Below are 11,823 nucleotides of genomic sequence, written 5' to 3'. Positions count from 1 at the left end.
ATGACACCCTAAGCTTTCGGTTCCTTGGGCCAAAGATATTCGCCAGTCAGTAGAATGTGCGCCCAGCCCAATGGGGATATGTGGGGAAGAAATTCAGGGGGAACATCCAACCCTTCGTTCCGCCGCTCCGTGACGGCATGACCAAGATGGACGGTATTCCAGTAAATGATCACCGCAGTCAATAAATTGAGCCCAGCGATTCGGTAGTGCTGCCCCTCTGTCGTGCGATCGCGAATTTCCCCCTGCCTCCCGATACGGAGCGCATTTTTGAGCGCATGGTGGGCCTCTCCCTTGTTAAGACCGATCTGAGCACGTCGCTGCATGTCCGTATCCAGGATCCACTCAATAATGAAAAGGGTCCGTTCAATACGACCAACTTCACGAAGCGCAACTGCAAGGTTGTTTTGTCGTGGGTAAGAAGCGAGCTTGCGCAGGAGTTGGCTGGGCCTGATTTTGCCAGCGGTCATCGTCGCGGCACAACGGAAAATATCAGGCCAGTTCGCAACGATAAGATCCTCCCGGGCTTTTCCACCTACCAACTTGCGTAACTCCCTGGGGGTCGTATCGGGATTAAATACGTACAACCGCTTCGATGGCAGATCCCTGATTCGCAGAACGAGATTGTAGCCGAGCAGGCTACTGGCTCCGAACAAATGGTCGGTGAATCCTGCTGTATCGGCATACTGTTCGCGAACATGGCGACCGACCTCGTTCATCAGTAGTCCATCGAGAATATACGGTGCCTCGCTCACGGTCGCCGGGATCGACTGACAAGCGAATGGCGCGAACTGGTCGCTTACGTGAGTATACGCTTTGAGGCCGGGAACAGAACCATATTTGGCATTGACCATGTTCATGGCTTCGCCATGCCGCGCTGTCGGGAAAAACTGACCATCGCTCGATGCTGACGTGCCCATCCCCCAGACGCGTGACATCGGCAGTTTACCCTGCGCGGCCACCACAATTGCCAATGCCTGGTTCATGGCTTCGCTTTCAACATGCCAGCGGGCAAGGCGTGAGAGCTGCCAGTAATCATGCGTGTTTGTAGCTTCCGCCATCTTACGCAGGCCCAGATTGAGCCCTTCAGCGAGCAGGACGTTGAGCAGACCGATCCGGTCGCGACATGGAGCCCCGGTTCTCAGATGGGTAAACGCATCTGTGAAACCAAGGGCTGCATCAACTTCAAGCAGCATGTCGGTAATCCGAACGGACGGCATTCGGCGATACAGATCCAGTATGAGTGCCTCGGCACCATCCGGCACGTCTGCTGTCAACCTGTCGATCCGCAACGTTCCATCTTCTATGCTACCGTGCGGAATAGTGCCGTTACGGGCAGCCCGGGCCAGCCGCTTAAGAGCGATCGTGAGTCGCGCCTTTCTGTCTGCCAGCCAATCCTGTGGGTTGGAAGGCACGGCCAGTTTTGCATTTTCCTGCGCCGCGATCATCGGCACCAGTACCTGCTTGAGGTCACCATAGCGGCGCGAATGAGCGAGCCAGACATCTCCGGAACGAAAAGCATCCCGGAGGTGAAAGAGTACCGCCACTTCCCAAAGACGGGTATCTCCTTTTTCCTGAGCTCGTAAATGACGGTTCCATTTGGAGCTGGGCCGCAGGAAACGTCTTTCTGGCGATGCAACACCTTTCATCTCTCCGATCGACAAAGCTGCTGCTACCAATGGTCCGGCGACCGGCGCGGCTTCGAGCTTCAGACAGCGCAACATGCGGGGCGCATAACGACGAAAGCGATGGTATCCCTGCCCGACATATGCAAGAGGCTCATCGGCTAGCGTGTTGCTGAGTTGAGTCCCTGTCGCTACCAGTTGAGCGAGCCGGTCCCATGCAACCGAACTGGCGACAGCCATCTCCAGCGGGGTTCCGTCACTGCGGGCCTCAAGCAACGAAGCTCCCAGCGCGGTGAAGGTACGGATCGTATCCGTGAGTGTGGCTTTAGAGCCGGAAATTGTTTCGTCATGCTGGCGCTTCGCTTCCCGCCAGGTTTTTCCTACGATCCTGTCATGGGTTTCGACTATGGCATCAGCAATCGCCGCTTCCCACTCCACAACACAGACGGCAAGGATCGCCCAGCGGCGGTCCGAAGTGATGTCACGCAAACCGTCGGTGAAGTAGCGTTCACCCTGCCGACGCAGCCGGGCAATGCGATGGGCAGGTATGCTGGCCAAAGCACTATGATTGATATTCAGGGTACGCAGAAATTCGAGCCTGTCGAGCAAACGGTTAGCAGCAGCCGAGTTGTTACCAACCTCGAAGTTGCGAAGCCAGATGAAACGACTGATATTGCCGGCGAGCATTTCACTCAGAAGTTTGTCCAGGTGATCGCGAACATCCGCTGTTAAATTTTCTGCAATCCGCGTTTCAATCCGCCGCTCAGCGGCGACCAGAGCATCCGCGCACAAGCGCTCGATTGTCGATACTGCGGGCAGAATGGTGGAAGTTTCCCGACACCGCACAATAAAACGATGAGCAAGATCCTCGTTTGATCTGGCATCTTCGGCCTGGCCGAAAGTCCACTCCCGCAGATCACGGGCACCACGGCCCGTGAAGGTCTTGTAGCCGTAAATTTCGCGCAGCGTGTCCATGTGCTGCTGACGGGTTTGGCGCCGTGTGGCATAAGTGAGAAGCGCATCAGCCGGAACTCCAAGCTGAGCACCGACGAAGGAAAGGACTTCACGCGGGATCATCTCACCAGGAGCCAGTGCACGGCCCGGATATCGTAAGGCACAAAGTTGCAGGGCAAAGCCAATCCTGTTTTCCGGTCTGCGGCGCTGCCTAATGTTTTCCAGGTCATCATCGCCCAGCGTGTAGAACTTCAGTAGCGACAGTTCGTCCGTGGGCAGATCGAACAGCGCTGCTCGCTGCCGTTCGGTGAAAATATGGCGTCGTGACATACAAATTCGTCCCTTTTGAAGTATAGTCTGTTTTGGACAACAGCCAGCCCATATAAATCAGGGCGTTCCGATACAAAAATCCAGGAGGGTTCAATTGGGACATCGTGCCGCCATTTACTGCCGGGTTTCAACAGCGGATCAGTCTTGTGAACGCCAGGAATTTGATCTGCGAGCCTTCGCCGGCCGTGCCGGCTACGACGTGGTGGGAATATTTAAGGAAACAGGTTCAGGAACTAAACTCGACCGGGCCGAGCGAAAGAAAGTCCTGGCGCTTGCCCAGTCCAGACAAATTGATGCAATCCTGGTCACTGAGCTTTCCCGGTGGGGGCGCTCGACGCTCGATCTGCTCAATACGCTACGTGAACTGGAGAACTGGAAGGTTTCCGTGATAGCCATGAATGGAATGGCGTTCGATCTTTCGTCGCCGTATGGACGAATGCTGGCGACGTTTCTTTCCGGCATTGCGGAGTTTGAGCGGGATCTCATCAGCGAGCGGGTCAAGTCAGGCCTTGCTGTTGCGAAGGCACGTGGTAAGAGGCTTGGTCGTCAGGCCGGAGTGCGACCAAAATCAGACCGACTTTTGCCTAAGGTGGTTGCGATGAGGGCCGAGGGACGCAGCTATCGCTGGATCGCACGCGAGCTCGGTATCAGCAAGAATACCGTCGCTGACATCGTGCAACGACACAGAGCTAACGCTTAGGGTGTCATTTCGCCCTCAGCCGGAACCGACCCCTTTGGTATTGTCGTGGGTGGCCCTGTGCCAGGAGCGAACGTTCATTGGTTCTAGAAATGCTCTCATGTCGTGGCCAATTTTTGTCGGCCACTTCAAGACCAGCAAGGAGAGCGAGAATACCTGTTAATTGAGCGATAACCATTTTTAATGTGTTTATCTCGGGGCGCGAAATGCACCCCTTATCGTCATTATGGCTGGCATAGTGAGGAGGAGTTCCACTCGCCTTTAATGATTTTGCTGTAAGCATATGCACTCTGTTTGGGGGTTCTGACCTGCGTATCCCAGTCCACATAAATAATGCCAAATCTGGCATTATACCCACCAAACCATTCAAGATTGTCATGACTTGACCACACCATATACCCCTCAACTCGTGCGCCATCTTTTATTGCAGTTTGCATAGCAGAAACGTGATCTCTGATATATTCACATCTTTTGGTATCAGCGACTTTGCCGTTAACCAGTTTATCCTCGCCCGTAAAACCAGCACCATTCTCGGTGATAATCACCGGCGGGTTACCGTATTCAGTTTTAACTCTGGTTAGCAAGGCTGTAAGTTGATCTGGTCTGACAGCACCGTTAAATGCGGCAAGTTGCCCCTCGGGAATATACAATTCAGGGTTGTACCCTTTCTGGTTACCTCCATGCCGGATGAAAAATGGGGAGTAATAATTGATACCCAGGAAATCAAAATGAGCGTTCCCAATCGTTCTGGCGTCAGAATCCTTCACACCGATATCGAGCTTCATATTCTTTGCAAGCTGGATCACATCTTCCGGATAAGTACCTTTATACATGGCATCCAGGAACCAGCGGTTGAGAATACCATCAGCAAGACGCGCATCATTTTTGTCCTTGTCGGAGGCATCCGAAGCGGTCAGGATAGGACTGAGAGGAACCGCAATCCCCAGGCGGCCTTTATAGTGTCCAGCGGTAAATACTTCTCTGGCTTTTGCGGCCGCTAACAGGATATGGTTGTAAGATTTGAGAGATAGCTCAAGTGTTTCAGGTGTTGCTACAATCGGAGGAACAGGATTACTGAAATCCCCTCTCAAATACCTCTGAGCTTTTATGTTTTGCGCGACTTCGACAGATGGTTCATTAATCAGGATAAAATCACTGACCTGATCAGAAAAGTTTGCAAAGATAACACCGGCATAACGAGCAAACCATTCTACTGAATTGCGATTGCTCCAGCCTCCTGCCTGGGCGAGACTAAGGGGCATATCCCAGTGATAGAGTGTGACCAGAGGCTTGATACCAGCATCCTTAAGATCGTCAATAAAACGCCTGTAATGTTGAACCGCGACCAAATTAACTGGCCCGAGGCCATCGGGGATTATCCGTGGCCGGTAATGACTCCAACTTATTGATAGTGTTTTATGTTCAGATAATGCCCGATGACTTTGTCATGCAGCTCCACCGATTTTGAGAACGACAGCGACTTCCGTCCCAGCCGTGCCAGGTGCTGCCTCAGATTCAGGTTATGCCGCTCAATTCGCTGCGTATATCGCTTGCTGATTACGTGCAGCTTTCCCTTCAGGCGGGATTCATACAGCGGCCAGCCATCCGTCATCCATATCACCACGTCAAAGGGTGACAGCAGGCTCATAAGACGCCCCAGCGTCGCCATAGTGCGTTCACCGAATACGTGCGCAACAACCGTCTTCCGGAGCCTGTCATACGCGTAAAACAGCCAGCGCTGGCGCGATTTAGCCCCGACATAGCCCCACTGTTCGTCCATTTCCGCGCAGACGATGACGTCACTGCCCGGCTGTATGCGCGAGGTTACCGACTGCGGCCTGAGTTTTTTAAGTGACGTAAAATCGTGTTGAGGCCAACGCCCATAATGCGGGCAGTTGCCCGGCATCCAACGCCATTCATGGCCATATCAATGATTTTCTGGTGCGTACCGGGTTGAGAAGCGGTGTAAGTGAACTGCAGTTGCCATGTTTTACGGCAGTGAGAGCAGAGATAGCGCTGATGTCCGGCGGTGCTTCTGCCGTTACGCACCACCCCGTCAGTAGCTGAACAGGAGGGACAGCTGATAGAAACAGAAGCCACTGGAGCACCTCAAAAACACCATCATACACTAAATCAGTAAGTTGGCAGCATCACCCACCCCATCAATCTGATACCACCCTCAGATGGTTGATAGATCGACTCCGTAGTTGAGTTCCTCTGCGAAGTCCGGCAGTCCGTAACCGATGGTTTTCTTGTAGAAAGGAGAGACCTTCGCAGTCGGTGCCTTCTTCTTGTGCTTCGTGGTGTAGAGCATTCGTGCCCGCATCACCTCGAAGGAGTAACCGCGCCCTTCACGGTTCTTGTCCTTGGCCAGTCGGTTGATGGACTCCGTGTAAGCGTTGGTGACGGGCATGTCCGTCTCGAAGTAGGTCATGGTCTCTTCGCGCCAGTTTCCCACTGCCCTGACCAGATCGCTCCAGACTTCCTTTTGGCCCTTCGGGATGGTGGCTATCCACTCGTCCAGGGCGGCTTCTGCCTGGAGCCGTGTGGTGGCGTCCCAGATGCCGTAGAAGCGCTCCTTGTGCTCGTAGGCGGCCAGCAGTTGCGGGAACGCGCCTGTCCAGGTCTCCATGATGAGGCGCTCCCGGTCTGAGACTTCGTGAGCGCGTTTCAGCAGGATTTTCCGGTCTCCCTTGAGAGTCCGGCTCTGGGACGGTTTCAGCTCCTTTCTGAGGCCCTTGCGCACTCTCTCTAGGGCATCGTTGGCCATGCGCACCACATGGAACTTATCGACCACGATACGGGCCTGGGGCAGCACAGCCTTGACCGCTGCCCGGTAGGGGTTCCACATGTCCATGCTGACGATCTCGACCTTCTGCCGGTCTTTCAGCTTCATCAGGTAGTTGGTCACCACGTCCTGGCGGCGGGTGGCCAGCAGGTCGAGCAGGGTTCGCTCCTCAATGTTGGTCAGAATGCAGCGGTAGCGCTTGTTCAGGTATAGCTCGTCAATGCCCAGGATGCGGGGCGTCTCGAAGCGGTGCCAGCGCCCCAGGAACTCGGCGCGGGCGTTGAAGATGTCGCGCACCGTCTTCTCGTCCAGGCCGGTCTGTGCCGCCACAAAGGTGTAGGGGTGGTTGAAGGATTCCTTCTCCACGTACTCATGCAGCCGCAGTGTCATACGGAATCCGTCCACCATCTCCGGTAGCTGGGGCCTGAATGTTGTCTTGCAGGCCCGGCAGGTGTATCGGCGGCGGACCACCCAGAGAGTGACCCGCTTGCCGTGGATGGGCAGATCACGATAGGGAACGTCACGCTTGCCGAACCGTACGAACTCACCCTGCACGCCGCATTCCTCGCAGGCGATGGGATCGGGCACGTCCACCTGGAAGTGCATTTCGTCGTCGGTTGATTTGCAGCCCAGTACTTGGTATTGCGGCAGGTGAAGGATGTTGTCGGGAAGTTCGGTCATGGTGTTGTATAGGCGTAGGTGTCAGTCAGATCCATCCGACTCGGCATTGGTGTTTGCTTTTTTACCCAACAAGCTGCTGGAAACGAAAAGTAAGGCACCGAGGACAATTGCAATATCAGCCAGGTTGAAGGCCGGCCAATGCCAGTCTCGCCAATAGAAATCAAAGGAATCCACAACATAGCCGCGAAAGACCCGGTCAATCAGGTTGCCCATGGCGCCACCGAGGATAAGACTGTAAGCGATGGCTTCTCCTTTATGACGATTTTCAAGGATCAGCTTGATCAGAAAAATCGAGACCACTACCGCGATTCCGATAAAAAAGTAGCGCTGCCAGCCTCCACCATTCGCAAAAAGACTGAATGCGGCACCGGTGTTCCATAGGTGCACCCAGTTAAAGAACGGGGTCACCGAAACATACTCGCCATAGGCCATTGATTGCTGCACCAGCCACTTTACAGCCTGATCAGACGCTGCCAGCAGGCCCGATATGGACAATAGGGCATACGGCGAGAGCTTTTTGCCAATAATGAGCATTATTTAACCCTTCAACGCCAAAATGCGTCTGGCACCGTTAAGTACAATGCCCCCCGCGATGGTGCCGATAATCAGATCCGGATAATTGGAACCGGTCCACGCGACCAGGGCGCCGGCGGTGATGACCCCCAGGTTGATCACCACGTCGTTGGCCGAGAATATCCAGCTTGCCTTCATGTGCGCCCCGCCTTCCCGATGTTTGGATATGAGCAGCAGACAACTGGTATTGGCAATCAATGCGACGAATGCGATAGCCATCATCACCAGCGATTCAGGCTCACTACCGAATACAAAGCGTCTCACCACCTCTACGAGCACGCCCACAGCCAAGATCAGTTGCAGTACACCAGCAAGATGCGCGGCACGTACCTGCATTTTCACGCTATGTCCAACCGCATAAAGGGCAAGCCCGTACACCGCCGCATCGGCAAAATTGTCCAGGGATTCTCCAATCAGGCCGGTGGACCGGGCGATCAGACCGGCAGTCATTTCCACCACGAACAGAAGTGCATTGATGCCGAGCAACCAGCGCAGGGTCCCGGATTCTTGCTTAGCAGAAGCTGCCGAAAACTCGGCGGCCTTGATGGTCTCCGGATTTGCAGCGACGGTTTCCTGAAGCGAGGCGCCTAGCCCCAAGGTCTTCAGTTTCGAGGTGACGGGCTCGACCTCGCCGTCATGCACGACCTTCAGCCGGCGGTTCGACAAGTCGAAGGACAGCGCCCGAATCTCCTCAAAGCCGTTCAGGGCTAGGCGAATCATTCGTTCTTCTGATGGACAGTCCATCTTCGGCACGGCATAAACACTGACCCATCTCCCTGGCGCCTCGGAGGAGGCCTGTATATCGGTATCCGCTGCGGACGTTGCATCACCGCCACAGGCGCCACCACAGGATTTGCTCATGATACGACTCCACTTGAACAATGTTGTGGTACCATTTTAAACTATAAAGCTACTATAAGGTCAATAGAGTAAAGAATCCGTTGGGGAGGAGGCTGATGCGCATTGGTCAGTTGGCGCAGTTGGTAGGGGTCGAAACACAGACGATCCGCTTCTATGAACAGCAGGGCTTGTTGCCGCCGCCTGATCGGCAGGACAACGGTTACCGTGTCTATACCGAGAAGCATGGTGAGGGGCTGGCCTTCATCCGTCGCTGCAGAATCCTGGGCCTGTCACTGGCTGAGATTCACGAACTACAGAGCTATCAGGACGACCCTCATCAGCCTTGTACCGCCGTCAACGCCTTGCTCGATGATCACATCTCTCATGTGCGGTCGCAGATAACCGCTCTGCAAGCGCTTGAGAAACAACTCGTTTCACTGAGAGCGAGTTGCAACGATGACCGGGAAGTTGAGGCGTGTGGGGTTCTTGCTGGAATTAGCGAAGGAAACATGCACCAGCAGTAGGTGAAGCATCAACCAGATAATCCGATGAGATGCCGGTCTGTCTCACTCTCATGCAAAGGTAAGATCAACCATTTAATCCGCTTACCCCGAATTTTCTTTATAGGTATTTGGAATGAATAATCTTTTAATATAAACATCCCTGGTCTACCAATAGTGATGATAGCGGACAGTGATGTAGTCCCTTAAACAGACAGTAGTTGTATCTCCAGATAAGAGATAAGGTTGAATATATGTGTAACACAGGTGCTAATTCTGAGGTGACCGAGATCTTGTTAGGGCAATAAGCCCGTAAGTGTCAGACTCATCAGGAGAAAATCGCCATTATCCAGCAGACGATGGAGTAGGGGTATGAATGTCTCCTACGTAGCCCACCAACATGGTAACCATTCAGCCGTCTGACAGGGCAGATGCTGTACCCGGCGTAATGACGAAGTTGACGCAGGGATACAGTCTGACATCCTCAATATCATCAGTGACATGCCGAGTTACGGTTATCGTCGCGTACAGGTTACCGGACATACCGGTGCAGTGGCTGACGGATAATGGTTCAGCGTATACTGCACATGAAACGCGGAAGTTCGCAGTTCGTCAGAGAGTTGAATCTTGAGCCATGCACAACAGTGGTGAGCAGCCCGGAAATCAACGAAATAGCAGAAAGCTTCGTGAAGATGATAAAACGGGACTACATCGGAATCATGTCGAATCCGGACAGCCAGGCTGCGGTGATGAATTCGGCAGTGGCGTTCATTCATTACAACAAACGTCATCCGCATAGTGCTCTGGGATATCAGTCAACACAGGAATATATACACAGAAATCTATCGCAATCGTAAGAGAGTAAAAATATCTGGATATATAGGGTCAAATATAGGAATAATTTCACGACATACAGCAGGAGTAAAAAATGTTACGTGGATCCGAAAGAGAAACCGCTTTATCAAAACTTAAAAAAGCAACTGACCGTTATGAGATTCAGGCAAAAGGGACGCAGGAAGAGATTACAAATCTATTCCTTTTGCGTCAGAAATGCAGTGAAAACTTATTACACACGTCGAAAACTATGTGAGTCAACTGGCAAATAAACCAAAAGAATTCGATAAATCCTGGAGTGAACTAAAAGCAGAAATTGTTGAGTTCGACAATGTTGTCGAAAAACTAGAGGAGGAATATCGCACATCGCACGTTGGTAAAGGGACTGCAACGGCGGGAGTTGCTGTCGGAGCCGGTGTTACAGCATTTGCACGGCTTTGTTGAATAAATCAGATTTCGGGTAAGTCTCCCCCGTAGCGGGTTGTGTTTTCAGGCAATACGCACGCTTTCAGGCATACCTGCTTTCGTCATTTTGTTCAGCGCTCGTACCAGGGCCATAGCCTCCGCAACCTGACCATCGTAGTCACGCAGCGTCAGTGAACCCCCGAACAGCTGTTTTACCCGGTACATCGCCGTTTCCGCTATCGAGCGACGGTTGTAATCTGTTGTCCATTTCCACCGCGCATTACTCCCGGTCATTCGCTGATTAGCCACTGCACGGTTACGGTCTGCATATTCACCGGGCCAGTAACCCGCACCTTTTCGGGGAGGGATAAGCGCGCTGATTTTCTTACGCCGCAGTTCATCGTGACATAGCCGGGTATCGTAATGGAGTTGCCCCCGCTAAAACGGACACGGCTAATTTATAGCTAGTAGCGAACTTCTGTACTCTCTTGGTGACTGCATTTTCAGCCCTTTATGAGGATGCCAGTTATTATAGTCTTCCATCCATTCCGTCAGTTTTTCCATTACGGTCACCGCATCCGGCAGGTCATTCACATACACGTAGTCACGCTTGAACGTTTTCACGAACGATTCAGCCATCTCATTGCTCTCCGGACTACGCACCGGCGTCGTACACACGATGAACCCGAGTGAGGCAGCGAACGTCCTTGTGGCGTCCGCTATGTAGCAACTGCCGTTATCAGTCAGCCACTCAACTGCGTGTGGCAGGTAAAGCGTATTTCCAAAGCGCTTTTCTACACTCTCATTTGGTTTTATTGGTGCCGTAGTTATTTTTGTTGATATTCCTGCAAAGCAAAAAATTGCAGCGGGCATAGCTTGTATCCTAGTGCTTTTCGTCGGCTATCTTTGGTTGTGGTTCAGAGCAAATGGCTTGAGGGAAATCAATCTGACTATAGAGGAAAGTACAGTTGTTATTAAAACAGGGGATATCTTTAAGCAGGAAGGTTTGAAAGTTATAGCTTTTAATGAATACTTTGACACTCAAGTTGATGAACGAATCATTGCTCAAGCCAGCCTTAATGGTAAATTCATTAGAGAATACTGTGATTGCTCTGTTAGTGAATTAGATGCATATATAGAAAATTATCGATTTGATTCGGATGAAATAAAAGAAATCAATGCGGATCGGCCTGAAGGTAAAAAACAAAAATTTGAGATTGGTACCATATGCGTCTACCATGATTACATACTTACCGCGCTATCTAAATTCAACAGACACAATGAAGCGTATCTCACCATGCCCGAGTATCTTGGGTTTTTAATAAATTTTTGGGACAAAGTGAATCGTGTTTACGCTCAGAAAAGCGTTTCTGTACCAATCTTTGGGTCCGGGCTCACCAGAATTAAAGGTCATAAAATTATCGATGAGCAAGATCTCCTAAAGATCATGCTTTGGACTTTTAGGATAAGCGAGATGCGATTTAAACACCCTGCGAAATTGACAATAATGATCCATGAAGGGAAGATTGATAAAGTCAATCTTTTAGAATTAAAGACTGCAAGAAATGGCTTGTAGTTAAATTAATGATGGAGGCCTAA

The 11,823-nt window shown here is 52.0% G+C and carries 10 protein-coding genes and 4 pseudogenes; 6 read left to right on the top strand and 8 right to left on the bottom strand.

What is annotated here, in order from left to right:
* Positions 1-8 precede the first annotated feature (8 nt).
* On the bottom strand, positions 9-2,906 hold the full coding sequence (locus DA718_RS29870; RefSeq protein ID WP_001553819.1) for a Tn3-like element Tn5403 family transposase: 2,898 nt from the start codon (positions 2,904-2,906) through the stop codon (positions 9-11).
* A gap of 94 nt (positions 2,907-3,000) precedes the next feature.
* Here DA718_RS29870 and DA718_RS29865 point away from each other — a divergent pair, with 94 nt between their 5' ends.
* Positions 3,001-3,606 (top strand): recombinase family protein, encoded by a 606-nt coding sequence (locus DA718_RS29865; protein WP_000509966.1) that lies wholly within the window; start codon positions 3,001-3,003, stop codon positions 3,604-3,606.
* 221 nt (positions 3,607-3,827) lie between these two features.
* Here the strand turns inward: DA718_RS29865 and DA718_RS29860 are convergent, their stop codons facing one another.
* The 5 genes from DA718_RS29860 to DA718_RS29840 form a co-directional block, all read right to left on the bottom strand.
* Positions 3,828-4,979 (bottom strand): glycoside hydrolase family 1 protein, encoded by a 1,152-nt coding sequence (locus DA718_RS29860; RefSeq protein ID WP_267285578.1) that lies wholly within the window; start codon positions 4,977-4,979, stop codon positions 3,828-3,830.
* 26 nt (positions 4,980-5,005) lie between these two features.
* A protein-coding gene (locus DA718_RS29855) for an IS1-like element IS1A family transposase (RefSeq protein WP_227015939.1) occupies positions 5,006-5,703 on the bottom strand; the annotation gives its coding sequence in 2 pieces (ribosomal slippage) (positions 5,006-5,454 and positions 5,454-5,703; 699 coding nt in all).
* A gap of 79 nt (positions 5,704-5,782) precedes the next feature.
* The gene (locus DA718_RS29850; RefSeq protein ID WP_004574636.1) at positions 5,783-7,072 is read right to left on the bottom strand and encodes an ISL3-like element ISPpu12 family transposase; all 1,290 of its coding nucleotides are present in this window, start codon (positions 7,070-7,072) and stop codon (positions 5,783-5,785) included.
* A 21-nt stretch (positions 7,073-7,093) separates the two neighbouring features.
* A complete protein-coding gene (gene lspA / locus DA718_RS29845) occupies positions 7,094-7,606 on the bottom strand; it encodes a signal peptidase II (RefSeq protein ID WP_003821921.1) in 513 nt (170 codons plus the stop codon).
* A 3-nt stretch (positions 7,607-7,609) separates the two neighbouring features.
* Positions 7,610-8,506: a cation efflux transmembrane domain-containing protein gene (locus DA718_RS29840; RefSeq protein ID WP_004364974.1), complete on the bottom strand. Its 897-nt coding sequence runs from the start codon at positions 8,504-8,506 to the stop codon at positions 7,610-7,612.
* A gap of 95 nt (positions 8,507-8,601) precedes the next feature.
* Between DA718_RS29840 and cadR the strand changes: the two genes are divergently transcribed.
* From cadR to DA718_RS29825, 4 genes and pseudogenes are all read left to right on the top strand, one after another.
* On the top strand, positions 8,602-9,009 hold the full coding sequence (gene cadR, locus DA718_RS29835; protein WP_004364961.1) for a Cd(II)/Pb(II)-responsive transcriptional regulator: 408 nt from the start codon (positions 8,602-8,604) through the stop codon (positions 9,007-9,009).
* Positions 9,010-9,517: 508 nt separating this feature from the next.
* A pseudogene (locus DA718_RS29830) lies at positions 9,518-9,842 on the top strand (integrase core domain-containing protein); the annotation flags it as partial.
* A gap of 71 nt (positions 9,843-9,913) precedes the next feature.
* Entirely contained in the window at positions 9,914-10,075 is a 162-nt protein-coding gene (locus DA718_RS30555; RefSeq protein ID WP_003032086.1) for a hypothetical protein, read from the top strand.
* Positions 10,072-10,263: a hypothetical protein gene (locus DA718_RS29825; RefSeq protein ID WP_127074617.1), complete on the top strand. Its 192-nt coding sequence runs from the start codon at positions 10,072-10,074 to the stop codon at positions 10,261-10,263. The genes DA718_RS30555 and DA718_RS29825 overlap by 4 nt, the downstream gene beginning before the upstream one ends.
* Before the next feature lie 45 nt (positions 10,264-10,308).
* Here DA718_RS29825 and DA718_RS31120 read toward each other — a convergent pair.
* Positions 10,309-10,647 (bottom strand): annotated as a pseudogene (locus DA718_RS31120) (IS5/IS1182 family transposase); the annotation flags it as partial.
* 30 nt (positions 10,648-10,677) lie between these two features.
* Positions 10,678-11,028: pseudogene (locus DA718_RS31115) on the bottom strand (integrase core domain-containing protein); the annotation flags it as partial.
* A gap of 4 nt (positions 11,029-11,032) precedes the next feature.
* Between DA718_RS31115 and DA718_RS29810 the strand changes: the two are divergent.
* A pseudogene (locus tag DA718_RS29810) lies at positions 11,033-11,800 on the top strand (macro domain-containing protein); the annotation flags it as partial.
* Positions 11,801-11,823: the final 23 nt, after the last annotated feature.

The organism is Klebsiella huaxiensis (assembly GCF_003261575.2).
In the GTDB taxonomy this organism is placed as follows: Bacteria; Pseudomonadota; Gammaproteobacteria; order Enterobacterales; family Enterobacteriaceae; genus Klebsiella; species Klebsiella huaxiensis.
The sequence above is the reverse complement of the archived record's forward strand: the minus strand, read 5'-3'. Positions and strand labels throughout refer to the sequence as shown.